We start from the raw sequence: 24,082 nt of genomic DNA, 5'->3' as shown, positions 1-24,082 counted from the left end.
ATCTCTTTAACAAAATACTCAAAATCATTATGCATATTTAATATGTATAAAAAAGACTGCGACCGCACCGTCGGTCGCCATGAACACTTCAGCCTAGTGGGCGTTGGCGCAGATGCAGGCAGGGATGTATTGCCGGATTTGTGGGCGTTGCGAGGCGCGGGCTAGAAGCTTGGATGGCTACCTATCCATTTTGTGACTGACAAGTTGTATACAACTCTATGGACATTTGTCCTGAGTATTGAATACAGTGTGCGCATAACAAAAACCAGGGAACCCCCCACCATGAAAACGCCCCATGTTTCACACCAACGGCCCGAGGACGAAAATCTCGGGGTCGGCGCGAATATGGCTTACGGCCTGCAACATGTTCTGACCATGTACGGCGGTATCGTTGCGGTGCCACTGATCATCGGCCAGGCGGCCGGCCTGTCGCCGGCAGACATTGGTTTGTTGATTGCTGCTTCATTGTTTGCGGGGGGGCTGGCGACGCTGCTGCAAACCCTGGGTCTACCGTTTTTTGGCTGTCAGTTGCCGCTGGTACAGGGCGTGTCGTTCTCCGGCGTAGCGACCATGGTCGCGATCGTCAGCAGTGGCGGGGAGGGCGGCTTCCAGTCGGTGCTTGGCGCCGTCATTGCGGCATCGCTGATCGGCTTGCTGATCACGCCGGTGTTCTCGCGCATCACCAAGTTTTTCCCGCCATTGGTCACCGGTATCGTGATCACCACCATCGGCTTGACGCTGATGCCCGTGGCCGCACGCTGGGCGATGGGCGGCAACAGTCATGCGCCGGACTTCGGCAGCATGCAAAACATCGGTCTGGCGGCGGTGACGCTGGTGCTGGTGTTGCTGCTGAGCAAAGTCGGCAGCTCAACCATCTCGCGTCTGTCGATCCTGTTGGCCATGGTGATCGGTACGATATTGGCGGTGTTCCTCGGTATGGCGGACTTCTCCAACGTCACCACCGGGCCGATGTTCGGCTTTCCGACGCCGTTCCACTTCGGCATGCCGACCTTCCACTTCGCCGCGATCCTGTCGATGTGCATCGTGGTCATGGTGACGCTGGTGGAAACCTCAGCGGACATTCTGGCGGTCGGTGAAATCATCGGCACCAAGGTCGACTCCAAGCGTCTGGGTAACGGTCTGCGTGCGGACATGCTGTCGAGTATGTTTGCGCCGATTTTCGGTTCGTTCACCCAGAGCGCTTTCGCCCAGAACGTTGGTCTGGTGGCGGTCACCGGGATCAAGAGCCGTTATGTGGTGGCCACCGGCGGCGTATTCCTGGTGATCCTTGGCTTGCTGCCGTTCATGGGTCGGGTTATCGCAGCGGTACCGACTTCGGTACTCGGCGGCGCCGGTATCGTGCTGTTCGGTACTGTGGCAGCGAGTGGTATTCGTACGCTGTCGAAGGTTGATTATCGCAACAACGTCAACCTGATCATCGTCGCCACCTCGATCGGTTTCGGCATGATCCCGATTGCCGCGCCGAACTTCTACGATCAGTTCCCAAGCTGGTTTGCGACCATTTTCCACTCGGGCATCAGCTCGTCGGCGATCATGGCGATCCTGCTGAACCTGGCGTTCAACCATTTCACCACCGGCAACTCCGATCAACAGTCGGTGTTTGCGGCGGCGGAAGAGCGGACTCTGCGTTATCGCGATCTGGATGCGCTGCGCGAAGGCGATTACTTCAGCGACGGCAAACTGCATGACTGCGACGGCAATGAAGTGCCGGTGATCGAGCCGGATGATCACGACCACGGCCATGGCGCGCCGAAAGTGCAGGTGAAAAGCAGCGAGCATGTCTGACGGCTTTAGCTGAATGGAAAAGGGCCGATCTGTTAATCAGATCGGCCCTTTTTGTTTGAAGATCAAAAGATCGCAGCCTTCGGCAGCTCCTACATGAAAACACCTATCCCCTGTAGGAGCTGCCGAAGGCTGCGATCTTTTGATCTTTTGATCTTTTCGAGCGCGCACAAAAAAGCCCCTGAATCTTTCGATTCAGGGGCTTTGCTATTTGGCTCCACAACCTGGACTCGAACCAGGGACCCAATGATTAACAGTCATTTGCTCTACCAACTGAGCTATTGCGGAATTGGTGCGTATGTTACTGATTCAAAAAGAGAAGTCAAGCATCGATTGTGAAATTGAACGATTTGCCGGGATGAATGGTGGTTTGTCAGCGATTGGCGGTTACCAGATTCTCGCCAGAGGTCTACCATGGCCGCCCGGAAGTGGTAACACGCGCTACCGGCCATCCGCCGAAAAGGTACGCGCCATGCATCACATGATCTGTCAGTCCCGCAACAGCGAGGTGTTCGCATGAGCATCGCGCAAATCAGCCTGCCGAAAGGCGTCGGCCCTCACGCCGAAAAACTCCTCGATGCGATCACTCAGGCCGGCACCGCTGAAGAACTGAATCGCGCTGGCGGCAAGGCCGAAGGTTTTGTCCTCGGTCTGGAAAGCGCCAAGGCGATCAAGAGCCAGATCGCCGAATCGCTGTACGTCGCGTATGACGATGCCGCCAGTCAGCGCGCCACCGAATTGGCTTAACTGCCGAAGGTAATGGTGCCGAGCATCAGTTTGGCGTAAGCCGCCGTGGCTGCCAGTTGCACCAGCCACAGCACCAGACCGCCAAGAAACACCCCGGCCGCCACTTGCAGCACCAGGCTTTTTTCGCGTTTGGCCGAGGCGCGGGGGATGAAATCATCCAGATCGTCACGGTCGGCGCGCAGGTTGTCGTTTTTCATTGGGTTTCTCACAGAATTCGCAGGTTGACTCATAACCTGTAGGAGCAGAGCTTGCTCGCGAAGGCGTCTGGTCAGTCGCCATCATCACTGGCTGAACCACCGCTATCGCGAGCAAGCTTTGCTCCTACAATTTGGATTTGTGTGCAGTTTAGAGGGAATGTTGCATTCCTTCGGACAAATAAAAAACGGGAAGCCCCAAGGCTTCCCGTTTTTCATCACGCAGCGTTATCAGATGACCTGAACGATCGCGTCCGTTACAGCCTTGATGTTGCTCTGATTCAGCGCAGCCACACAGATACGGCCGGTATCCAGTGCGTAAATGCCGAACTCGTTACGCAGGCGATGCACTTGTTCAGTGGTCAGGCCCGAGTAAGAGAACATGCCGCGCTGACGACCCACAAAGCTGAAGTCGCGGCCCGGGGCTTTCTCGGCCAGCAGGGCAACCATCTGCTCACGCATGCCGCGAATGCGCTGACGCATTTCCGCCAGTTCCGCTTCCCACTGTGCACGCAGTTCCGGGCTGTTCAACACCGCAGCGACGATGCTTGCACCGTGGGTCGGCGGGTTGGAGTAGTTGGTGCGGATCACGCGTTTGACTTGCGACAGCACGCGCGCGCTTTCTTCTTTCGATTCGCTGATGATCGACAGGGCGCCAACGCGCTCGCCGTACAGCGAGAACGACTTGGAGAACGAGCTCGAGACGAAGAAAGTCAGGCCGGATTCAGCGAACAGGCGCACAGCGGCGGCATCTTCGTCGATACCGTCGCCAAAACCCTGGTACGCCATGTCGAGGAAAGGCACGTGACCTTTGGCTTTAACCACGTCCAGCACGTTGTTCCAGTCCGCCGGGGTCAGGTCGACGCCGGTCGGGTTGTGGCAGCAAGCGTGGAGGATAACGATCGAGCCGTTCGGCAGGGCGTTGAGGTCTTCGAGCATGCCGGCACGGTTAACGTCGTGGGTGGCAGCGTCGTAGTAACGGTAGTTCTGCACCGGGAAACCGGCGGTTTCGAACAGCGCGCGGTGGTTTTCCCAGCTCGGGTCGCTGATCGCCACGACGGCGTTCGGCAGCAGTTGCTTGAGGAAGTCAGCACCGATTTTCAGGGCGCCAGTACCGCCGACGGCCTGAGTGGTGATGACGCAACCGGCGCTGATCAGCGGCGAGTCATTGCCGAACAGCAGTTTCTGCACGGCCTGGTCGTAGGCGGCGATGCCATCGATCGGCAGGTAACCCCGCGAAGCGTGTTGAGCGACGCGAATCGTCTCGGCTTCAATAACGGCGCGCAGAAGTGGAATTCGCCCCTCTTCGTTGCAGTAAACGCCAACGCCCAGGTTGACCTTGGTGGTCCGGGTATCGGCGTTGAATGCTTCGTTGAGGCCCAGGATTGGATCGCGGGGTGCCATTTCGACAGCGGAGAACAGGCTCATTATTACGGCGGCTCTGAATGGATAGTGGAGGGACGTGTGGCGCTCCAGCCGAATGCACTAGAGCGGTGCACAAACGGGGAGCTAGTATAGAGGCCATCTGCGAGCAATGGCGACAGGCGATTCGGCTTTTCAGGTAAGTTTTTGCGATTATTTCTTGACCGTTAGTCGATTGGTCGTGTCAGAGACTTTACCGGATGTAGGACGTTTGCCTTGAAAGCAGAGGCAATCGCCACCACATTGAGCACAATCCAGGTTTTTTCTTGCGCGACACCGGTCGTTTGCGGTTGTCCCCGTGGTGCTCCGCTTTGCGCGGAACGCCGCGATCCCAGAGGTGTATATGTCCGAATTCCAGCTCGTCACTCGCTTTGAGCCCGCCGGCGATCAGCCGGAAGCCATCCGCCAATTGGTCGAGGGTATCGAAGCCGGGCTGGCGCACCAGACGCTGCTCGGTGTGACCGGTTCGGGCAAGACCTTCAGCATCGCCAATGTCATCTCGCAGATTCAGCGCCCGACGCTGGTGCTGGCGCCGAACAAAACCCTCGCCGCGCAGTTGTACGGCGAATTCAAGGCGTTCTTCCCGAACAACGCCGTTGAATACTTCGTTTCCTACTACGACTACTACCAGCCCGAAGCCTATGTGCCGTCGTCCGACACCTTCATCGAGAAGGATGCGTCGATCAACGACCACATCGAGCAGATGCGCCTGTCCGCGACCAAAGCGTTGCTGGAGCGAAAAGACGCGATCATCGTCACCACGGTGTCGTGCATCTACGGTCTCGGTAGCCCGGAAACCTATTTGAAAATGGTCTTGCACGTCGATCGCGGTGACAAACTCGATCAGCGCGCATTGCTGCGCCGTTTGGCCGACCTGCAATACACCCGCAACGACATGGATTTCGCCCGCGCGACCTTCCGTGTGCGCGGCGACGTGATCGACATTTACCCGGCGGAATCCGATCTGGAAGCGATCCGCATCGAACTGTTCGATGACGAGGTCGAAAGCATTTCTGCGTTCGACCCGCTGACCGGCGAAGTCATCCGCAAGATGCCGCGCTTCACCTTCTACCCGAAGAGCCACTACGTGACGCCTCGGGAAACCCTGCTCGACGCCATCGAACACATCAAGGTCGAGTTGCAGGAACGCCTCGAATACCTGCGCAGCAACAACAAACTGGTCGAGGCTCAGCGCCTTGAACAGCGCACCCGTTTCGACCTGGAGATGATCCTCGAACTGGGTTACTGCAACGGCATCGAAAACTACTCGCGCTATCTGTCCGGACGTCCGGCCGGTGCCGCGCCGCCAACCCTTTACGATTATCTGCCGGCGGATGCCTTGCTGGTGATCGACGAATCCCACGTCAGCGTGCCGCAGGTTGGCGCGATGTATAAGGGCGACCGTTCGCGTAAGGAAACCCTCGTCGAATATGGTTTCCGCCTACCGTCCGCACTGGATAACCGGCCGATGCGTTTCGATGAGTGGGAAGGGGTGAGCCCGCAGACCATTTTCGTTTCGGCGACGCCAGGCAACTACGAAGCCGAGCACGCCGGGCGCGTGGTCGAGCAACTGGTGCGTCCGACCGGGCTGGTCGATCCGCAGATTGAAGTGCGTCCGGCGCTGACGCAGGTCGACGATCTGCTATCGGAAATCTCCAAGCGCGTAGCGATCGAAGAGCGCGTGCTGGTCACTACGCTGACCAAACGCATGGCCGAAGACCTCACTGATTACCTTGCCGATCACGGCGTGCGCGTGCGTTATTTGCACTCGGACATCGACACCGTTGAGCGCGTCGAGATCATCCGCGACCTGCGCCTCGGCACGTTCGATGTGCTGGTCGGCATCAACCTGCTGCGTGAAGGTCTGGACATGCCGGAAGTGTCGTTGGTGGCGATTCTCGATGCGGACAAGGAAGGTTTCCTGCGTTCCGAACGTTCGTTGATCCAGACCATCGGCCGTGCGGCGCGTAACCTCAATGGCCGTGCGATTCTTTACGCCGATCGCATGACCGGTTCGATGGAGCGGGCGATTGGCGAGACCGAGCGTCGTCGCGATAAGCAAATCGCCTTCAACCTGGAAAACGGCATCACCCCGAAAGGCGTATTCAAGGACGTCGCCGACATCATGGAAGGCGCCACCGTGCCGGGCTCGCGCAGCAAGAAGCGCAAAGGCATGGCCAAGGCTGCCGAAGAAAACGCCAAGTACGAAGCCGAATTGCGTTCGCCGAGCGAAATCACCAAGCGCATTCGCGCGCTGGAAGAGAAGATGTATCAATTGGCGCGGGATCTGGAGTTTGAAGCGGCGGCGCAGATGCGCGATGAGATTGCCAAACTGCGCGAGCGGCTTTTGGCTGTTTGATCAATACGCCCTGACTTCAAACCTGTAGGAGCTGCCGAAGGCTGCGATCTTTTGATCTTGTTTTTACAATCAAAGTCAAAAGATCGCAGCCTTCGGCAGCTCCTACAGGATTGAGTCGGATCAGTGAGACTCCCCGGCCTTCAACCCCTCCGGCAATTTTTTGGTCAGTAGAATCGCCAACATACTGACCCCCAGCGCAATCCCGACAAAGTGAAACGCATCGTTGTAAGCCATGATCGCCGCCTGCTGATGGACGATCTCACTCAACTTGCCCAACGCCGCCGTGTCACTGCCAAACCGATCCGTCATCGACGCCAACCGCTCGGCCACCTGCGGATTGGTCGGCACCACCGCCTCGCGCAAATAATCGAAGTAGGTCTTGGTGCGCGCATCCAAAAGCGTCGCCAGCAAGGCAATGCCGATCGCACCGCCAAGGTTGCGCAGAATGTTGAACAGGCTCGACGCCGACCCCGCGTCCTGCGGCAGGATGTACGCCGTGGCGATCAGGGAGATGGTCACCATGATCAACGGCTGCCCCAGCGCCCGGACAATCTGAATCTGATTGAACTGCGGCCCGGCAAAATCCGGGTTGAGCACTCCCGACGAAAAACTCGCCAGACCAAACAGTCCAAACCCCAGCGTGCACAGCCATTTCGGCGAAATGATCTTCATCAGTTTCGGTACCAGCGGAATCAGAAACAGCTGCGGCACGCCCATCCACATGATTACTTCGCCGATCTGCAGGGCGTTGTAGTTCTGGATCTGCGCCAGGTACAGCGGCAACAGATAAATCGAGCCGTACAACCCGACACCCATGCCCAGGCTGGAAATACTCGATAAACCGAAATTGCGATTACGCAGAATGCCAAGGTTGATCAGCGGATTGGGTTTGGAAATCTGCACGATGACAAAGGTGATCAAACTCACCAACGCAATGCTGCCCAGCGTCACGATCAAGCTCGATTCCAGCCAGTCCTTGCGATGGCCTTCCTCGAGAAAAACCTGCAAGCAACCGAGGCCGATGCCCAGCGTGAGGATGCCGGTGTAGTCGGTGCTCTTGAGCAATTCCCAGTGCGCTTCTTTCTTTTCCAGCCCGTACATCAACCCGGCGATCATGATCAGGCCCGGCGGGATGTTGATATAGAAGATGTATTCCCAGCCCCAGTTTTCCGTGAGCCAGCCGCCCAGCGTCGGGCCGATTGACGGCGCAAACGTCGCGGTCATGGCGAACATCGCCATGCCTTTGGCACGGTGGTGTTCGGGGAGTTTGATCAGGGTCAGGGTGAACGCCAGCGGGATCAGTGCGCCGCCGGTGAAGCCCTGCATCGCGCGGAAGACGATCATGCTCTCCAGGCTCCAGGCCATCGAGCACAGCAGCGAAGACACCAGAAAACCCAGTGACACCCACACAGCCAATCGCCGCGCCGAGAGCAACTGCACCAGCCACGCGGTCAGCGGGATCATGATGATTTCCGCGACCAGATAGGAGGTGGAAATCCACGAGCCTTCTTCCAGCGTCGCCGACAGCGCGCCCTGAATGTCTTTCAGCGAAGAGTTGGTGATCTGGATGTCGAGCACGGCCATAAAGGCGCCGAGCATTACGCTCATCACCGCGATCCAATCGCGCCGGGTCGGTTCGCCGACCGGGCGGATCAGCGAATCACCGGCCATCTTCAGGGGCATCTTTGATGTTTACGGTCGCGGTGACCGACATGCCCGGACGGATTTTGCCATGCAGCGGGTTATCGGCTTTGAAGGTTAGTTTTACCGGGATCCGTTGCACGACTTTGGTGAAGTTGCCGGTGGCGTTGTCCGGTGGCAACAGGCTGAACTGCGCGCCAGATGCAGCGAACAGGCTTTCGACCCGCGCTTCGATCGGCGTGTCGCCGTACGCATCGAAGGTCAGCTCGGCTTTTTGACCGGGCTGCATATGGCCGATCTGGGTTTCCTTGAAGTTGGCCTGCACCCAGATGTCTTCGTCCGGAACGATCGACAACAGATAGGCGCCGGCCTGCACCACTTGGCCGTTGCGCGCGGCACGCTGGCCAACGAGGCCGCTGATCGGCGCGTGGATTTCGCTGCGGGTCAGGTTGAGTTCGGCTTGCGCAATATCGGCGTGGGCGTTGGCGATCTGTGCGTCGAGGCGTTTGATTTCAGCGTTCAGGGCGTTGACCTGTTGGCGCTGACCTTGCGCGTCGGCCTGTGCTTTAGCCACTTGCGAACGAGCAATGTGGGCGTCGGCGGAGAGGGTGGTCACGCGTTCTTCGGAAACGTAACCGGGTTTGCGCAAGGTTTCAGCGCGCGACAAATCCATCTGCGAGCGGCCAAGCGTCGCTTGGGTGGTTGCCACTTGCGCATCGCTGGCGGCGATCAGGCTCGATTGCTGGGTCAATTTGCTTTGCGCTTGCAGGCGTTCGGCTTCGCGGGTGGCGAGGGCGGCATTGGCGCGGTCTACCGCGAGGCGGAAATCATTCGGTTCGAGGCGTACCAGCAACTGGCCTTTTTCCACGTGCTGATTGTCCTGCACCAGCACTTCATCGATGCGCGCGCCCAATTGGCTCGAGACACGAGTGATCTCACCCTGTACATAGGCGTTGTCGGTGCTTTCATAAAAGCGTCCTTTGAAGAACCAGTGGGCGAAGAAGCCCCCGGCAATCAGCAGGACGAGCAGCAGGAAAATAAACAGGCGACGCTTGAGTTGGGCAGGCATGGGGCAAACTGTAGTCGAGAAATTGTAAGGAAAGTTATCAGCAGGCAAATTTGGCATACAGCCGATAAACGGTAAATGCCATCTGCTGATATTCCGCTATTCATCACGGCTTACGGGCCTTACAGACGCAAACTTGGCTTAAATGCCCTGCCCGCTGGAGCGGGGCGGGTGTCGCCTGTTACCATTCGCCGCTTGATTGTTTTGCTTTTCATTATTTTCGAGACATGCCATGACCACCGTCCGCACTCGCATCGCGCCATCGCCTACCGGGGATCCCCACGTAGGTACCGCTTACATCGCATTGTTCAACTACTGCTTTGCCAAGCAGCACGGCGGTGAGTTCATCCTGCGGATCGAAGACACCGACCAGTTGCGTTCGACCCGCGAGTCCGAACAGCAGATCTTCGACGCTCTGCGCTGGTTGGGCATCGACTGGAGCGAAGGCCCGGACGTTGGCGGCCCGCACGGCCCGTATCGCCAGAGCGAACGCGGCGACATTTACCAGAAGTATTGCCAGCAACTGGTCGAAATGGGCCACGCGTTCCCATGCTTCTGCACCGCTGAAGAGCTGGATCAGATGCGCGCCGAGCAAATGGCTCGCGGTGAAACCCCGCGCTACGACGGCCGCGCGCTGCTGCTGTCGAAAGAAGAAGTCGCAGCCCGTCTGGCCGCTGGCGAACCCCACGTGATCCGCATGAAAGTGCCGAGCGAAGGCGTTTGCGTGGTGCCGGACATGCTCCGTGGCGACGTCGAGATCCCATGGGATCGCATGGACATGCAAGTGCTGATGAAGACCGACGGCCTGCCGACGTACTTCCTCGCCAACGTGGTCGACGATCACCTGATGGGCATCACCCACGTGCTGCGCGGCGAAGAGTGGCTGCCATCGGCACCAAAACTGATTCTGTTGTACGAATACTTCGGCTGGGAACAACCGGAGCTGTGCTACATGCCGCTGTTGCGTAACCCGGACAAGAGCAAGCTGTCCAAGCGCAAGAACCCGACCTCGGTGACGTTCTACGAGCGCATGGGCTTCATGCCGGAAGCGATGCTCAACTACCTCGGCCGCATGGGCTGGTCGATGCCGGACGAGCGCGAGAAGTTCTCGCTGCAGGAAATGGTCGACAACTTCGACCTCAAGCGTGTCTCACTGGGCGGGCCGATCTTCGACATCGAGAAGCTGTCGTGGCTCAACGGCCAGTGGCTGCGTGATCTGCCGGTGGAAGAGTTCGCCAGCCGCTTGCAGACCTGGGCGTTGAACCCGGAATACATGATGAAGATCGCACCGCTGGTGCAGGGTCGCGTTGAAACCTTCAGCCAGGTTGCACCGCTGGGCGGATTCTTCTTCGCTGGTGGCGTCAATCCGGATGCCAAACTGTTCGAATCGAAAAAGCTCTCGGGCGATCAGGTTCGTCAGTTGATGCAGTTGATCCTGTGGAAGCTGGAAAGCCTGCGTCAGTGGGAGAAAGACAACATCACCGCAACGATTCAGGCAGTGGTTGAATCGCTGGAATTGAAACTGCGTGACGCGATGCCGCTGATGTTTGCTGCAATCACTGGTCAGGCGAGCTCGGTGTCGGTGCTCGATGCGATGGAAATCATTGGCCCGGATCTGACCCGCTTCCGTCTGCGTCAGGCGATTGACCTGCTGGGCGGTGTGTCGAAGAAAGAAAACAAAGAGTGGGAAAAGCTCCTGGCCGCTATCGCCTAAACGCTTCGCCTCCTGTAGGAGCTGCCGAAGGCTGCGATCTTTTGATCTTGTTTTCAAAAGATAAAGTCAAAAGATCGCAGCCTGCGGCAGCTCCTACAGGTCTCTGCGACATCCCGAGTCCCGAATTTACGGGGGAGGGCGGTAAGTGATTGTTATGCCGACGAAAAACTTTGAAATTTTTCAAAAATAAGTTTGACAGGCTTTCGATACGCCCTTAAGATTCGCCCCGTCCTCAGCGATGACATCAACGATGAGGGGCTATAGCTCAGCTGGGAGAGCGCCTGCATGGCATGCAGGAGGTCAACGGTTCGATCCCGTTTAGCTCCACCAATTTTACACTTCGAGGTCTGGCCACACCGGCCTTGAAGCGATCACCACTCAGTGTTGGTCTGTTGTATAGAAGGGTTTGCGTCCCCTTCGTCTAGTGGCCTAGGACACCGCCCTTTCACGGCGGTAACAGGGGTTCGAGTCCCCTAGGGGACGCCAGTTTTACAGAAGTGATGTTGCAAGATGTCACTCCGCCGTGAGGCGATAAATCGGGGCTTTAGCTCAGCTGGGAGAGCGCCTGCATGGCATGCAGGAGGTCAGCGGTTCGATCCCGCTAAGCTCCACCAATTTTACAGTTCAAGGTCTGGCCACACCGGCCTTGAATCGATCAGCACTCAGCACTGATCAGTTGTATAGAAGGTTTGTGTCCCCTTCGTCTAGTGGCCTAGGACACCGCCCTTTCACGGCGGTAACAGGGGTTCGAGTCCCCTAGGGGACGCCACGATTACCCGCTCTGCGGGATTTTATAAGGGTCATTCAATTATTGAATGGCCCTTTTGTTTGTCTGGCGTTTGGCCAATTCTCCTATTTCCTAAACTGTGCTTCAGACCAGCGGTCATATCCTTGACTTGCAGAATATTATTATGCGAATAATATTCTAGTCGTAATATTCGGAGGCAACGATGAACGATAAAAAAGCTCAAACCCGCGAACGCATCCTCAAGGCTGCCAGCGCTGCACTGATCCAGCGCGGCCCGGCAGACCCTAGCGTGGGCGAAGTGATGGGCGCAGCCGGCCTGACGGTTGGCGGCTTCTACGCGCACTTCGAAAGCAAGGACGCGATGATGCTCGAAGCGTTCAAACAGCTGCTTGGCCGCCGCCGTGACCTGATTGCCGACATGGATGCCGAACTGACCGGTGAAGAACGCCGCGCGCTGGTTGCTGCGTTCTACCTGTCGCGCAAGCACCGTGACTCCAGCGAAGCGGCCTGCCCGATTCCGGCGTCGATCGGTGAGCTGGGGCGTCTGCCGGAATCGTTCCGCATCGCGCTGAACGAACACCTGGAATTGATGATTGCGCAGTTGGCGTCCAGCCCTGAGGACACCGACAAAGCCCTGGCTGATGTGGCCTTGATGGTGGGAGGTCTGGCCCTCGCAAGAGCGCTCGGCCCTGGAGATTTATCCGATCGATTGCTGCGCGCTGCCAAGTCGGCGGTGCGTTGACCTGAAGGCAACACGCCTGAGGAGAGAGCGATGAGCACGTTGAAATGGGTTCGTGGCGTTAATGGCACCTTAGGCTGGTTTGCACCGAAATTAGTGGCGAGCAAAATGCGCCTGGCGTTCATGACGCCGCGCGCGCTGCCACTGCGTGATTGGGAACTGCCGATGTTGGCCAGTGCCGAGCGCATCACCCTTCGCTTCGGACTCTCGGCATTGCGCTGGGGCCAAGGCCCTGCGGTGCTGTTGATGCACGGTTGGGAAGGGCGGCCCACCCAGTTCGCCGCGCTGATCACGGCGCTCGTCGATGCCGGTTACACCGTCGTTGCGCTCGATGGACCGGCACACGGCCGCTCACCGGGGCGTGAAGCCAACGTCGTCCTGTTCGCCCGCGCCATGCTCGAAGCTGCCGCCGAATTGCCGCCGCTGCAAGCCGTCATCGGTCACTCCATGGGCGGCGCCAGCGCGATGCTCGCAGTGCAATTGGGCTTGCGCACCGAAACCCTCGTCAGCATCGCTGCGCCGGCGCGAATTCTTGGTGTGTTACGCGGGTTCGCTCGCTACATGGGCATGCCACCGCGAGCGCGTTCGGCATTCATCCGTCAGGTCGAGCAGGACGTCGGCATGCGCGCCGCGACCCTTGACGTTGCCCACTATCAACTGGATATGCCCGGCCTGATCGTGCACGCCGAGGACGATAACTTCGTCTCGGTCAAGGAGTCGCAGCTGATCCATGAATCCTGGTTCGACAGCCGTCTGCTGCGCCTTGAGGGCGGTGGTCATCAGCGCGTGCTCGCCGACCCGCGCGTGATTGATGGCGTGTTATCACTGCTCGCCGGCCGTAGCCTTCAGGCGCGCCAATCGGCGTGAGCTCCGTTACACTGCCCCGGTTGAATAAACTGACCGGGAGTGGGGCATGGGCTGGGATCGGGCAACGCCGTTTACCGTTGATCTGCAAGTAGGCGCCGAGGACATCGACGGGCTGGGCCACGCGAATAACGCGGTCTACGTGACTTGGCTCGAGCGCTGTGCCTGGCGCCACTCGCAGCGTCTGGGGCTGGATCTGGTTGAATATCGGCGACTGGATCGGGCGATGGCCGTGGTGCGCCACGAAATCGATTATCTGGCAGCGGCTTATGAAGGCGATGAGTTGCAATTGGCGACGTGGATCGTCGATTGGGATCAGCGCTTGAAGATGACCCGTCACTTTCAGTTGATCCGCCCGAGCGACAACACCACGCTGCTGCGCGCGCAAACCACGTTTGTCTGCATCGAACTGTCGACCGGCAAACCCAAGCGCATGCCGGCCGAGTTCATCGAAGGCTATGGCCCTGCGATCCTGACCCCGGCCTGACACAATCCCTGTAGGAGCTGCCGCAGGCTGCGATCTTTTGATCTTGATTATAAAAAACAACATCAAAAGATCGCAGCCTTCGGCAGCTCCTACAAGGGATCTGCGATTTCCCGCGATATCCAGTAAACTGCCGCACGTTTTTTCCTTAAGTAGTGTTTTCCCCATGCAAATTGCTCTGGCGCCCATGGAGGGGTTGGTCGACGACATCCTCCGCGACGTGCTGACCCGCGTTGGCGGCATCGACTGGTGCGTGACCGAATTCATTCGGGTCAACGATCAGTTGCTCACCCCGGCGTACTTCCACAAGTTCGGCCCCGAGCTGCTCAACGGCGCCCGCACCGCTTCCGGTGTGCCGCTGCGCGTGCAGTTGCTCGGTTCCGACCCGGTGTGCCTGGCGGAAAACGCTGCGCTGGCCTGCGAACTCGGCTCCGAAGTGATCGACCTCAACTTCGGCTGCCCGGCCAAGACCGTGAACAAATCCCGTGGCGGCGCGGTACTGCTGAAAGAGCCCGAGTTGCTCAACCAGATCGTCGAACACGTGCGCCGTGCCGTGCCTGCGCACATTCCGGTGACCGCGAAAATGCGCCTCGGCTTCGACAGCCCCGACGGCTCGCTGGTCTGCGCCACCGCATTGGCCGAAGGCGGCGCCGAACACATCGTGGTTCACGCGCGAACCAAAATGGATGGCTACAAACCGCCGGCGCATTGGGAGTGGATCCCGCGCGTGCAGGACGTGGTCAAGGTGCCGGTGTTCGCCAATGGCGATATCTGGAGCGTCGAAGACTGGCGTCGTTGCCGCGAAATCAGCGGCGTCGAAGACATCATGCTTGGTCGCGGTCTGGTGTCGCGCCCCGATCTGGCCAAACAAATCGCCGCTGCCCGTGCCGGTGAAGAAGTCGTCGAGATGACTTGGGCGGAACTGATGCCGCTGATTCAGGACTTCTGGTTGCAAGCCAAAGCACAGATGACCGCTCGCCAATCACCGGGCCGTTTGAAGCAATGGCTGGCGATGCTGACGCGCAATTATCCTGAGGCGACCGAACTGTTTACCGTGCTGCGCCGTGAGACCGAGCCGGATCATGTTTCGCGTTTGCTGGGTTTGCCGGTTGCCGAAGCCGCCTGAAAAAAAATCTGCAAATAGTCTCTTGAAAACAAATCAGCGGTTCCTATCTAGGGGTTACGCGATGCCGAATTCGGGTCGCGGAGTCAAAAAAACTTGCTGATTGTTTTCAGGAGATTTGAACCATGAGTACTGCATTTTCCCTCGCGCCACTGTTCCGTTCCTCGGTGGGCTTCGACCGTTTCAACGACCTGTTCGAAACAGCCCTGCGCAATGAGCCAGGCAGCAGCTACCCACCTTACAACGTAGAAAAACACGGTGACGACCAATACCGCATCGTCGTAGCGGCAGCCGGTTTCCAGGAAGAAGACCTGGAACTGCAAGTCGAGAAAGGTGTGCTGACCATCAGTGGCGGCAAGCGTGATGCCAACGAAGGCGTGACCTTCCTGCATCAGGGCATTGCCCAGCGTGCTTTCAAGCTGTCCTTCCGCCTCGCCGATCACATCGAGATCAAGGCAGCGGATCTTAGCAACGGCCTGCTGAGCATCGACCTGCTGCGCGTGATTCCGGAAGAAGCGAAAGCCAAACGCATCCCGATCAATGGGGTGCAGAAGCCGGCGTTGCAGTAAGCCGAGCAATGAAAAGGGTGCCAATGGCACCCTTTTTTGTGCCCGCTATTCCAGCAACACCTTCAAATCATCCAGTGCCACCGGCCGGCTGTGCAGATAACCCTGATACAAATGGCAACCTAATCCCTGCAAAAACGCCAACTGCTCCGGCGTCTCCACCCCTTCGGCGATCACTTCCAGCTCCAGACTGCGCGCCATTGCGACGATTGCGCGGATGATCTCGGCATCGTTCGGATCCGTTGTCGCATCACGGATAAACGACTGGTCGATTTTCAGCGTGTCGACCGGCAAGCGCTTGAGGTACGTCAGCGACGAATAACCAGTGCCGAAATCGTCCATGGCGAAGCTCACACCGAGTTTTTTCAGTCGGCGCATTTTGCTGATGGTGTCTTCCAGGTTCTGGATGACGATGCCTTCGGTGATTTCCAGTTTCAGCAGCGAGCAGGGCAAGCCGTGGCTGATCATGCTGTGTTCGATGCGTTCGACGAAGTCGTTCTGGCGGAACTGCCGCGGGCTGATGTTCACGCACAGGCTGAAGTTGAGCGGGTCGACCAGTTTCAGTCCGATCAGCTGTTTGAAGGCGTCGCAGGCTTCGTCGAGGATCCACGTGCCGACTTCGAGAATCAGGCCGCTGTCTTCCAGAACCTTGATGAATTCGGTGGGTGATTGCGCACCGAGTTCCGGGTGGTTCCAGCGCACCAGTGCTTCGGCGCCGATGATCTGGTTGTTGCGGGCATCGATCTGCGGCTGGAAGTGCACGTTGAATTCACCGCGCGACAGCGCCAGACGCAAATCGGTCTCCATGCGCAGCCGCTCGCTGGCGGCTTTCTGCATGGTGTTGTGGTACATCTGCGTGGTGTTGCGCCCGGAATCCTTGGCCCTGTACAGCGCGATGTCGGCGCGTTTGAGCAGGTCGGTCGGGGTTGAACCGTGATCGGGAATCAACGCCACACCGATGCTCGGCGTCACTTGCAGGCGCTGGCCATCGAGGAACATCGGTTCCGAAAGCAATTCGCGGATGGTGTCGGCCAGTTCGCGCACTTGCGTACTGACTTCGTTGCGCGAACCTTCCAGACCGCTGAGCAGCACCACAAACTCATCACCGCCGAGGCGCGCGACGGTGTCTTCCATGCGCACGCTGGCTTCAAGGCGCGCGGTGATAATCTTCAACACCGTGTCGCCGACCGGATGGCCGAGGGAATCGTTGATGTGCTTGAAGTGATCGAGATCGAGAAACAGCAAGGCGCCGCGCAGGTTGTGGCGCTTGAGCAGGGCGATCTGCTGGCTCAGGCGATCCATCAGCAAGGCGCGGTTGGGCAGGTTGGTCAGTGGGTCGTGATAAGCCAGATGGCGAATTTGTGCTTCGGCATTTTTCAGCAGACTGACGTCGCGGGCGGTCAGCAGCAGGCACGCGGTTTCATTGAGGGTGATCGGCTCGACCGAGACTTCGACCGTGAGCATTTCCCCGCGCTTGTTGCGCCCAAGCATTTCCTGATGGTGGACGCGGCCCTTGATTTGTAACTCGGCGAGTAGCGCCGAGCGCTGTTTCTCCTCGGCCCAGATGCCGACCTGATACACGGTTTTACCGACGACCTCTTCAGCGCGATAACCGGTGAGGCGGCAGAAACCGTCGTTAACTTCCAGATAGCGCCCGGAATCACGTTCGGTGATGGTGATCGCGTCGGGGCTTGAGTGAAACGCCTTGGCGAATTTCTCTTCGCTGGCCTTCAGTGCGGCTTCCGAGCGTTGCTGCTGAGTAATGTCGCGCAGGGTGGTGACGATGCACGGTTGATCGCCGACGCTGATCTGCCGACTAGAAATCACGCAGGTCAGCGACTGGCCGTCCTTATGCTGAACGATGATCGCGACGTTGCTCAGGCCCTGTTCGCGGATCACCCGCTCGATGCGTTGCAGACTTTTTGCCGAAGCGTCCCACAGGCCGATTTCTTCGGCGGTGTGGCCAATTACGTCGCCGGCACTCCAGCCGAAAGTCTGGGTAAAGCTGTTATTGATCTCGATGAACTCGCCGCTGTCCTGGCGCGTGACGCAGATCGGGTCGGGGCTGACCTGAAACAGCGTGGCGAATTTTTCTTCTGAGGCGACCAGGCGCTGCTCTCGCTCAACCTGATCGGTGATGTCCAGCAACGTGCCGGCCATGCGCAGCGGCGCGCCGTTGTCGTCGCGGTAGAGGCGGGCGCGGCTTTCCAGATAGCGCGAGCTGCCGTCCGGCAGTTGCACGCGATAGGTCAGTTGATAGTTGCCTGCGGGGCCTTCGCGCAGGCTGCGGTAGGCGTCGCGCATGCTGTCGCGTTCTTCGCCGGGCACGCCTTCGAAAAACTCGTCAAACGATTCATGGAACGGTTTCGCTTCCAGCCCGTGTAACTGCGCGGCGCGTGCCGAGCCGTAAAGCATGCCGCTGGGGATGTGCCAGTCCCACGTGCCGAGTTGCGCCGAGTCCAGCGCGAGGTCGAGACGTTCTTGGCTGTCCTTCAGCGCATGTTCGGCAGCTTTGCGTTCGGTGGTGTCGAGGAAGGTGCTGAGCAGATAGGGTTGGCCTTCCAGTTCGACCTTCTGCGCGCTGAGAATGCCGTCGTGAATCTGCCCGTTGCTGGCGCGGAACTGCACTTCCATGGCGATCAGTTCGCCTTTGGTGTTGGTCTTTTTGACCAGTTCGGCGCGTTGTTCGGGATGCACCCACAAACCGAGTTCCAGCGTGGTGCGGCCGATGGCGCTCTGCACCGGCCAGCCGAACAGGCTTTCAAAATACTGATTGGCCTCGCTGATCAGTCCGTCTTCCTGACGGGTGAGCAAAACCATGTTGGGACATAGGTGAAATAGTGTGGCGAAACGTTTCTCCGAGCTGCTCAGCGCTTGCTCGCGTTGGCGCTGGTGGGTGATTTCGCGAATCACCCCGATCATTCGGGGGCGGCCGTTTTTGTCCGGCAGCAGACTCCCGCTGATCTCCAGCCAGTGCAGGCTGCCGTCAGGCCATTGGATGCGGTGGTGCATCGCTTGCTCCAGCGGCGCACCGGCAATCACCGCGTGGAAGGCGCGCACGGTTTTCGCGCGATCTTCCGGAGGCAATAAATCGAGGTATTCAAGGTCGGCCGGCAGCGGCTGGCGTGGATCGAAGCCGAACAATGCCTGCGTGCCCCGCGACCAACTGATCTGCCCGCGCTCAATGTCCCAATACCAAGCGCCGAGCCGGGCGCCGTTGAGCGCCGCGAGCAATTGCGGCGCACTTTCCCAGCTCTGCTCGGAATGCCGTGGATCAATTGCCTGAATGCGCGGCATCGGCGGGATACGGTCAACAGATTTCGGCATTGGTTACGGGCCTTGAGCTGGTTTATGCGTTAGGCACAGGGAAACGCGGCTCTATAGGAGTAGCACAAGTCAGCCGAGAGTCCCTGGCAGATCGATTTGTGCGTCCAGCAAGGCCATAAAGGCGCGAGCCGCGTTCGATAGCGTCCGTTCAGTGTGCAAGATATAGCCTAGCTGGCGCCGCAGCTGTATGCCCGGCAAAGCGATGCTTGCCACCTGATCATCGAGCATCGTGCGCGGCAGCACGCTCCAGGCCAGGCCGATCGAGACCATCATCTTGATGGTTTCCAGATAGTTGGTGCTCATGGCGATGTTCGGCGTCAGGCCCTGAGCCTCGAACAGTCGTTGGACAATATGGTGAGTAAATGTGTTGCCACCGGGGAAAACCGCCGGATGGCCGGCAATGTCCGCCAGGCTGACGGCGCCGTTGCTGATCAGCGAATGCTCCGGGGCGACCACGAAATCCAGCGGGTCGTCCCACACCGGCGTGGCTTTGACCAGCGCGTGCGGCTCCGGCGCCAGGGTGATCACCGCCAACTCGGCGCGGCCATGGAGAATTTCTTCGTAGGCCACTTCCGAATCGAGGAACTGAATATCCAGCGCGACCTGTGGGTAACGGCGGGTGAACTCCCTTAATAGCGGCGGCAAACGGTGCAGGCCGATGTGGTGACTGGTCGCCAGGGTCAGCCGGCCGCTGACTTCGCCGGTCAGGTTGGTCAGCGCGCGGCGGGTGTCATCGAGCACGTTGAGAATCTGGTAGGCCCGTGGCAGCAGGGCGCGGCCGGCTTCGGTCAGGCCGACTTCACGGCCGAGGCGATCAAACAGACGCACCTTTAATTGCTGCTCCAAACCGGCGATACGTTTGCTGATGGCAGGCTGCGTCAGGTGCAACCGTTCGCCGGCGCCGGAGAAGCTGCCGGTCTCGGCGATGGCAATAAAAGCGTTGAGGTTGGCCAGATCCATGGTGGTATTCCAGTTGGTTATCCAAAGCATAAAAAATATGAATTTGAGTTATTTAATGTAACCCCATAGGATCGACCTCACAAGCCAAAGGGTTATTGAAACGTTCAAGGCCCGGGGCATAGAAACAAGCTGATGAGGAACCGTCTGATGGCCGGCAAAACGCTCTACGACAAGCTCTGGGATTCGCATTTGGTCAAGCAGCGCGACGATGGCTCGGCGCTGATCTACATCGATCGTCACATCATTCACGAAGTGACTTCGCCGCAAGCCTTTGAAGGTCTGCGTCTGGCCGGGCGCAAGCCTTGGCGCATCGATGCCAACATTGCGACCCCGGATCACAACGTACCGACGACGCCAGAGCGCAAGGGCGGCATCGAAGCCATTGCCGATCAGGTCTCGCGTTTGCAGGTTCAGACCCTCGACGACAACTGCGATGAATACGGCATCGTCGAGTTCAAGATGAACGACGTCCGCCAAGGCATCGTCCACGTGATCAGCCCGGAGCAGGGCGCGACCTTGCCGGGCATGACCGTGGTCTGCGGCGATTCGCACACCTCGACCCACGGCGCATTCGGCGCTTTGGCTCACGGTATTGGTACTTCCGAGGTTGAGCACGTGCTCGCCACGCAGTGCCTGGTCGCCAAGAAAATGAAAAACATGCTGGTGCGCGTTGAAGGGCAATTGCCGTTCGGTGTGACCGCCAAGGACATCGTCCTCGCAGTGATTGGCAAGATCGGCACCGCCGGCGGTAACGGCCACGCCATCGAATTCGCTGGCAGCGCGATCCGCGATTTGTCCGTTGAAGGCCGCATGACCATCTGCAACATGTCCATCGAAGCCGGCGCCCGCGTAGGTTTGGTGGCAGCGGATCAGAAGACTGTCGACTACGTGAAGGGCCGTCCATTTGCTCCGAAAGGCGCGGAATGGGACATGGCCGTCGAGTCCTGGAAAGATCTGGTCTCCGACGCCGACGCCAGGTTCGACACCGTGGTTGAGCTCGACGCTACGCAGATCAAGCCGCAAGTCAGCTGGGGCACTTCGCCTGAGATGGTTTTGGCCGTTGATCAGAACGTGCCGGATCCAGCCAAAGAGATGGATCTGGTCAAACGCGACTCGATCGTCCGTGCCCTGAAATACATGGGTTTGACCGCCAATCAGGCGATCACCGACATTCAGCTGGATCGCGTGTTTATCGGCTCCTGCACCAACTCGCGGATCGAAGATTTGCGCGCTGCGGCGGTGATCGCCAAGGGCCGTAAAGTCGCTTCGACCATCAAGCAAGCGATCGTGGTGCCGGGTTCGGGTCTGGTTAAGGCGCAGGCAGAGGCCGAAGGTCTCGACAAGATTTTCCTCGAAGCCGGTTTCGAATGGCGTGAGCCGGGTTGCTCGATGTGCCTGGCGATGAACCCGGATCGTTTGGAGTCCGGCGAGCATTGCGCCTCGACCTCCAACCGTAACTTCGAAGGCCGTCAGGGCGCCGGTGGCCGTACCCACCTCGTCAGCCCGGCCATGGCGGCGGCGGCAGCGGTGAACGGTCGTTTCATCGACGTTCGCGAATTGATTTAAGGAGCGCAGCATGAAAGCTTTTACCCAGCACACTGGTCTTGTCGCGCCTTTGGATCGTGCCAACGTCGACACTGACCAAATCATTCCGAAACAGTTTTTGAAGTCGATCAAGCGCACCGGTTTCGGCCCGAACCTGTTCGATGAATGGCGTTACCTCGATGTCGGGCAACCGTATCAGGACAACTCCAAGCGTCCGCTGAACAAGGACTTCGTCCTCAACGCCGAGCGTTATCAAGGTGCCAGCGTCTTGTTGGCCCGTGAGAACTTCGGTTGCGGTTCCAGCCGTGAACACGCGCCGTGGGCGCTGGAAGAATACGGGTTCCGCAGCATCATCGCGCCGAGCTATGCCGACATTTTCTTCAACAACAGCTTCAAGAACGGCTTGTTGCCGATCATCTTGAGCGACGCTGAGGTTGATGAGTTGTTCAAGCAGGTCGAGGCTGAGCCGGGTTATCAATTGCAGGTCGATCTGCAAGCGCAGACCGTGACCAGCCCGAATGGCAAGGTGTACAGCTTTGAGATTGATGCGTTCCGTAAGCATTGCCTGTTGAACGGTCTGGACGATATCGGGCTGACCTTGCAGGACGGTGATGCGATTGCGACGTTTGAAGCGAAGCACCGCGTAAGCCAGCCGTGGTTGTTCCGCGACGCATGATTTGCGTATGGCGAATGGAGCCATCGCGAGCAGGCGAAGGCCTACATTTGAAATGCGTTCCCCTGTAGGAGTGAGCCTGCTCGCGATGAGGCCCTCAAAAGCACCACAAGACTCACCCTAAAAAGGAAGTCCCCATGACCAGCACCGCCCAACACACCCAGGTCGTACAAAAGCAATTCGGTGAGCAGGCCGCCGCCTACCTGAGCAGCGCCGTTCACGCTCAAGGCACCGAATTCGCGCTGCTACAGGCTCAACTGGCCGGGCAGGGCGAGGCTCGTGTGCTGGACTTGGGTTGCGGCGCCGGTCACGTCAGTTTTCACGTGGCATCGCTGGTCAAGGAAGTGGTCGCTTACGACCTGTCGCAGCAAATGCTCGACGTGGTCGCCGCCGCTGCGATTGATCGCGGTATCGGCAACATTGCCACGGTCAACGGTGCCGCCGAGCGTCTGCCGTTTGCCGATGGCGAGTTCGACTTCGTGTTCAGCCGTTATTCGGCGCATCACTGGAGCGATCTCGGTGTGGCCCTGCGCGAAGTGCGTCGGGTGCTGAAGCCGGGCGGTGTGGCGGCGTTCGTTGACGTGTTGTCACCGGGCAGTCCGTTGTTCGACACTTACCTGCAAAGCGTCGAAGTGCTCCGCGACACCAGCCATGTGCGCGATTATTCTGCTGCTGAATGGCTGCGCCAGGTCAGCGAGGCCGGTTTGCATGTGCGTAGCACTGCGCGTCAGCGCCTGCGTCTGGAGTACACCACCTGGGTTGAGCGCATGCGCACACCCGAAGTGATGCGCGCCGCGATCCGCCAGTTGCAGCAGTCGATGGGCAACGAAGTGCGCGAATATTTTGAGATTGATGCCGACGGCTCGTTCAGTACAGATGTAATCGTATTGATGGCTGAGCGCTAAGAATTTTTCCGGGCGCGCCTCAGATGGCGCACCGACTGAAGACACGAGGAAAGCATGAGCAAGCAGATTCTGATTCTCCCAGGTGACGGTATTGGTCCGGAAATCATGGCCGAAGCGGTCAAGGTGCTGGAACTGGCCAACGACAAATACAGCCTGGGCTTCGAGCTGAGCCATGACCTGATCGGTGGCGCGGCCATCGACAAGCACGGCGTGCCATTGGCCGACGAAACCCTCGACCGTGCCCGCGCTGCCGATGCCGTACTGCTGGGCGCCGTCGGTGGCCCGAAATGGGACACCATCGAACGTGATATCCGCCCTGAGCGCGGCCTGCTGAAAATCCGTGCGCAACTGGGCCTGTTCGGCAACCTGCGTCCGGCGATTCTGTACCCGCAACTGGCCGAGGCTTCGAGCCTGAAGCCGGAAATCGTTGCCGGTCTGGACATCCTCATCGTTCGCGAGCTGACCGGTGGCATCTACTTCGGCGCGCCACGCGGCACCCGCACTTTGGAAAACGGCGAGCGTCAGTCCTACGACACGCTGCCGTATAGCGAAAGCGAAATCCGCCGCATCGCCCGCGTCGGTTTCGACATGGCCATGGTGCGTGGCAAAAAGCTCTGCTCGGTGGACAAGGCCAACGTGCTGGCGTCCAGCCAACTGTGGCGTGAAATCGTTGAAGAAGTGGCCAAGGATTATCCAGAAGTCGAACTGAGCCACATGTACGTCGACAACGCCGCGATGCAACTGGTGCGCGCACCGAAGCAGTTCGACGTGATCGTCACCGACAACATGTTCGGCGACATCCTGTCCGATCAGGCGTCGATGCTCACTGGTTCCATCGGCATGCTGCCGTCGGCGTCGCTGGACACCAACAACAAGGGCATGTACGAGCCTTGCCACGGTTCCGCTCCGGACATCGCTGGCAAAGGCATTGCCAACCCGTTGGCGACCATTCTGTCGGTGTCGATGATGCTGCGTTACAGCTTCAATCTGCAGGATGCCGCTGATGCCATCGAAAAAGCCGTCAGCGTCGTGCTCGACCAGGGTCTGCGCACGGGCGACATCTATTCGGCCGGTTGCACCAAAGTCGGTACGCAGGAAATGGGCGACGCAGTAGTCGCCGCGTTGCGGAATCTGTAATCTATCTGTAGCGATGAGTAATACAATTCTAACCAGCTGTAGTCTTTTCACGACGGTGTTGTCGC

At 58.8% G+C, this 24,082-nt stretch carries 20 protein-coding genes and 5 tRNA genes; 18 read left to right on the top strand and 7 right to left on the bottom strand.

Features of this window, described 5'->3' with window-relative positions:
* Positions 1–282 precede the first annotated feature (282 nt).
* Complete coding sequence (locus tag ACIP66_RS09905) at positions 283–1,806, top strand: nucleobase:cation symporter-2 family protein (RefSeq protein WP_053118894.1); 1,524 nt, start codon at positions 283–285, stop codon at positions 1,804–1,806.
* A gap of 209 nt (positions 1,807–2,015) precedes the next feature.
* Here the strand turns inward: ACIP66_RS09905 and ACIP66_RS09900 are convergent.
* Positions 2,016–2,091: transfer RNA gene (locus ACIP66_RS09900), tRNA-Asn, on the bottom strand.
* A 10-nt stretch (positions 2,092–2,101) separates the two neighbouring features.
* Here ACIP66_RS09900 and ACIP66_RS09895 point away from each other — a divergent pair.
* The gene (locus tag ACIP66_RS09895; protein WP_172680095.1) at positions 2,102–2,323 is read left to right on the top strand and encodes a hypothetical protein; all 222 of its coding nucleotides are present in this window, start codon (positions 2,102–2,104) and stop codon (positions 2,321–2,323) included.
* Entirely contained in the window at positions 2,320–2,550 is a 231-nt protein-coding gene (locus ACIP66_RS09890; protein WP_028624759.1) for a hypothetical protein, read from the top strand. The genes ACIP66_RS09895 and ACIP66_RS09890 overlap by 4 nt, the downstream gene beginning before the upstream one ends.
* Here the strand turns inward: ACIP66_RS09890 and ACIP66_RS09885 are convergent.
* Both ACIP66_RS09885 and ACIP66_RS09880 read right to left on the bottom strand, forming a co-directional pair.
* Positions 2,547–2,747: a hypothetical protein gene (locus tag ACIP66_RS09885; RefSeq protein ID WP_053118898.1), complete on the bottom strand. Its 201-nt coding sequence runs from the start codon at positions 2,745–2,747 to the stop codon at positions 2,547–2,549. The two genes, ACIP66_RS09890 and ACIP66_RS09885, sit on opposite strands and share 4 nt — an antisense overlap.
* Before the next feature lie 228 nt (positions 2,748–2,975).
* Entirely contained in the window at positions 2,976–4,172 is a 1,197-nt protein-coding gene (locus ACIP66_RS09880) for an amino acid aminotransferase (protein ID WP_400647515.1), read from the bottom strand.
* Positions 4,173–4,509: 337 nt separating this feature from the next.
* Between ACIP66_RS09880 and uvrB the strand changes: the two genes are divergently transcribed.
* Positions 4,510–6,525, top strand: coding sequence for an excinuclease ABC subunit UvrB (uvrB, locus tag ACIP66_RS09875; protein WP_008083013.1), 2,016 nt, complete (start codon positions 4,510–4,512; stop codon positions 6,523–6,525).
* Between the two features lie 120 nt (positions 6,526–6,645).
* Here uvrB and ACIP66_RS09870 read toward each other — a convergent pair whose 3' ends face one another.
* Together ACIP66_RS09870 and ACIP66_RS09865 are read right to left on the bottom strand one after the other, a co-directional pair.
* Positions 6,646–8,136 carry an MDR family MFS transporter gene (locus ACIP66_RS09870; protein WP_172680097.1) on the bottom strand — a complete coding sequence of 497 codons (1,491 nt, stop codon included), beginning with the start codon at positions 8,134–8,136 and terminating at the stop codon, positions 6,646–6,648.
* Between the two features lie 49 nt (positions 8,137–8,185).
* Positions 8,186–9,235 carry an HlyD family secretion protein gene (locus ACIP66_RS09865; protein WP_159812937.1) on the bottom strand — a complete coding sequence of 350 codons (1,050 nt, stop codon included), beginning with the start codon at positions 9,233–9,235 and terminating at the stop codon, positions 8,186–8,188.
* A 229-nt stretch (positions 9,236–9,464) separates the two neighbouring features.
* Here ACIP66_RS09865 and gltX point away from each other — a divergent pair, with 229 nt between their 5' ends.
* From gltX to ACIP66_RS09815, 10 genes are all read left to right on the top strand, one after another.
* On the top strand, positions 9,465–10,946 hold the full coding sequence (gene gltX, locus ACIP66_RS09860) for a glutamate--tRNA ligase (protein WP_159812938.1): 1,482 nt from the start codon (positions 9,465–9,467) through the stop codon (positions 10,944–10,946).
* Positions 10,947–11,200: 254 nt separating this feature from the next.
* A tRNA-Ala gene (locus ACIP66_RS09855) sits at positions 11,201–11,276 on the top strand.
* An 80-nt stretch (positions 11,277–11,356) separates the two neighbouring features.
* Positions 11,357–11,432 (top strand) — tRNA-Glu (locus ACIP66_RS09850).
* A 52-nt stretch (positions 11,433–11,484) separates the two neighbouring features.
* A tRNA-Ala gene (locus tag ACIP66_RS09845) sits at positions 11,485–11,560 on the top strand.
* A 79-nt stretch (positions 11,561–11,639) separates the two neighbouring features.
* Positions 11,640–11,715: transfer RNA gene (locus ACIP66_RS09840), tRNA-Glu, on the top strand.
* Between the two features lie 181 nt (positions 11,716–11,896).
* Complete coding sequence (locus ACIP66_RS09835) at positions 11,897–12,436, top strand: TetR/AcrR family transcriptional regulator (RefSeq protein WP_053118906.1); 540 nt, start codon at positions 11,897–11,899, stop codon at positions 12,434–12,436.
* A gap of 30 nt (positions 12,437–12,466) precedes the next feature.
* Positions 12,467–13,300, top strand: coding sequence for an alpha/beta fold hydrolase (locus ACIP66_RS09830; RefSeq protein ID WP_212544403.1), 834 nt, complete (start codon positions 12,467–12,469; stop codon positions 13,298–13,300).
* A 46-nt stretch (positions 13,301–13,346) separates the two neighbouring features.
* Positions 13,347–13,784, top strand: a complete 438-nt coding sequence (locus tag ACIP66_RS09825; protein WP_400647510.1) for an acyl-CoA thioesterase — start codon at positions 13,347–13,349, stop codon at positions 13,782–13,784.
* Positions 13,785–13,947: 163 nt separating this feature from the next.
* Positions 13,948–14,907 carry a tRNA-dihydrouridine synthase gene (locus ACIP66_RS09820; RefSeq protein WP_116031011.1) on the top strand — a complete coding sequence of 320 codons (960 nt, stop codon included), beginning with the start codon at positions 13,948–13,950 and terminating at the stop codon, positions 14,905–14,907.
* A gap of 122 nt (positions 14,908–15,029) precedes the next feature.
* Positions 15,030–15,473: an Hsp20 family protein gene (locus ACIP66_RS09815; RefSeq protein ID WP_400647508.1), complete on the top strand. Its 444-nt coding sequence runs from the start codon at positions 15,030–15,032 to the stop codon at positions 15,471–15,473.
* 45 nt (positions 15,474–15,518) lie between these two features.
* On the opposite strand, the gene ACIP66_RS09810 is transcribed toward ACIP66_RS09815, so the two are convergent.
* Together ACIP66_RS09810 and ACIP66_RS09805 are read right to left on the bottom strand one after the other, a co-directional pair.
* Positions 15,519–18,797 (bottom strand): PAS domain S-box protein, encoded by a 3,279-nt coding sequence (locus ACIP66_RS09810; protein ID WP_400647506.1) that lies wholly within the window; start codon positions 18,795–18,797, stop codon positions 15,519–15,521.
* A 69-nt stretch (positions 18,798–18,866) separates the two neighbouring features.
* Entirely contained in the window at positions 18,867–19,757 is an 891-nt protein-coding gene (locus ACIP66_RS09805; RefSeq protein ID WP_053118923.1) for a LysR family transcriptional regulator, read from the bottom strand.
* 147 nt (positions 19,758–19,904) lie between these two features.
* Here ACIP66_RS09805 and leuC point away from each other — a divergent pair, with 147 nt between their 5' ends.
* The 4 genes from leuC to leuB all read left to right on the top strand — a co-directional run bounded on the left by leuC (position 19,905) and on the right by leuB (position 24,017).
* A complete protein-coding gene (gene leuC / locus ACIP66_RS09800) occupies positions 19,905–21,323 on the top strand; it encodes a 3-isopropylmalate dehydratase large subunit (RefSeq protein WP_053118926.1) in 1,419 nt (472 codons plus the stop codon).
* A 10-nt stretch (positions 21,324–21,333) separates the two neighbouring features.
* Positions 21,334–21,978, top strand: a complete 645-nt coding sequence (gene leuD, locus ACIP66_RS09795) for a 3-isopropylmalate dehydratase small subunit (protein WP_236428489.1) — start codon at positions 21,334–21,336, stop codon at positions 21,976–21,978.
* A gap of 134 nt (positions 21,979–22,112) precedes the next feature.
* The gene (locus ACIP66_RS09790; protein WP_400647502.1) at positions 22,113–22,880 is read left to right on the top strand and encodes a class I SAM-dependent methyltransferase; all 768 of its coding nucleotides are present in this window, start codon (positions 22,113–22,115) and stop codon (positions 22,878–22,880) included.
* 54 nt (positions 22,881–22,934) lie between these two features.
* The gene (leuB, locus tag ACIP66_RS09785; RefSeq protein ID WP_159812952.1) at positions 22,935–24,017 is read left to right on the top strand and encodes a 3-isopropylmalate dehydrogenase; all 1,083 of its coding nucleotides are present in this window, start codon (positions 22,935–22,937) and stop codon (positions 24,015–24,017) included.
* Positions 24,018–24,082: the final 65 nt, after the last annotated feature.

It is taken from the genome of Pseudomonas sp. NPDC088429 (assembly GCF_044753305.1).
GTDB lineage: Bacteria > Pseudomonadota > Gammaproteobacteria > Pseudomonadales > Pseudomonadaceae > Aquipseudomonas > Aquipseudomonas rustica.
This window is presented reverse-complemented; position numbering and strand designations above follow the sequence as displayed.

Bases quoted from the DNA above. Each gene is read 5' to 3' on its own strand.
- ACIP66_RS09865 (WP_159812937.1), bottom strand. From the start codon at position 9,235: ATGCCTGCCCAACTCAAGCGTCGCCTGTTTATTTTCCTGCTGCTCGTC.
- ACIP66_RS09835 (WP_053118906.1), top strand. From the start codon at position 11,897: ATGAACGATAAAAAAGCTCAAACCCGCGAACGCATCCTCAAGGCTGCC.
- ACIP66_RS09895 (WP_172680095.1), top strand. From the start codon at position 2,102: ATGTTACTGATTCAAAAAGAGAAGTCAAGCATCGATTGTGAAATTGAA.
- ACIP66_RS09885 (WP_053118898.1), bottom strand. From the start codon at position 2,747: ATGAAAAACGACAACCTGCGCGCCGACCGTGACGATCTGGATGATTTC.
- ACIP66_RS09820 (WP_116031011.1), top strand. From the start codon at position 13,948: ATGCAAATTGCTCTGGCGCCCATGGAGGGGTTGGTCGACGACATCCTC.
- ACIP66_RS09825 (WP_400647510.1), top strand. From the start codon at position 13,347: ATGGGCTGGGATCGGGCAACGCCGTTTACCGTTGATCTGCAAGTAGGC.
- ACIP66_RS09880 (WP_400647515.1), bottom strand. From the start codon at position 4,172: ATGAGCCTGTTCTCCGCTGTCGAAATGGCACCCCGCGATCCAATCCTG.
- ACIP66_RS09790 (WP_400647502.1), top strand. From the start codon at position 22,113: ATGACCAGCACCGCCCAACACACCCAGGTCGTACAAAAGCAATTCGGT.
- leuC (WP_053118926.1), top strand. From the start codon at position 19,905: ATGGCCGGCAAAACGCTCTACGACAAGCTCTGGGATTCGCATTTGGTC.
- ACIP66_RS09890 (WP_028624759.1), top strand. From the start codon at position 2,320: ATGAGCATCGCGCAAATCAGCCTGCCGAAAGGCGTCGGCCCTCACGCC.
- ACIP66_RS09905 (WP_053118894.1), top strand. From the start codon at position 283: ATGAAAACGCCCCATGTTTCACACCAACGGCCCGAGGACGAAAATCTC.
- gltX (WP_159812938.1), top strand. From the start codon at position 9,465: ATGACCACCGTCCGCACTCGCATCGCGCCATCGCCTACCGGGGATCCC.
- ACIP66_RS09815 (WP_400647508.1), top strand. From the start codon at position 15,030: ATGAGTACTGCATTTTCCCTCGCGCCACTGTTCCGTTCCTCGGTGGGC.
- leuD (WP_236428489.1), top strand. From the start codon at position 21,334: ATGAAAGCTTTTACCCAGCACACTGGTCTTGTCGCGCCTTTGGATCGT.
- ACIP66_RS09830 (WP_212544403.1), top strand. From the start codon at position 12,467: ATGAGCACGTTGAAATGGGTTCGTGGCGTTAATGGCACCTTAGGCTGG.
- ACIP66_RS09805 (WP_053118923.1), bottom strand. From the start codon at position 19,757: ATGGATCTGGCCAACCTCAACGCTTTTATTGCCATCGCCGAGACCGGC.
- uvrB (WP_008083013.1), top strand. From the start codon at position 4,510: ATGTCCGAATTCCAGCTCGTCACTCGCTTTGAGCCCGCCGGCGATCAG.
- leuB (WP_159812952.1), top strand. From the start codon at position 22,935: ATGAGCAAGCAGATTCTGATTCTCCCAGGTGACGGTATTGGTCCGGAA.
- ACIP66_RS09810 (WP_400647506.1), bottom strand. From the start codon at position 18,797: ATGCCGAAATCTGTTGACCGTATCCCGCCGATGCCGCGCATTCAGGCA.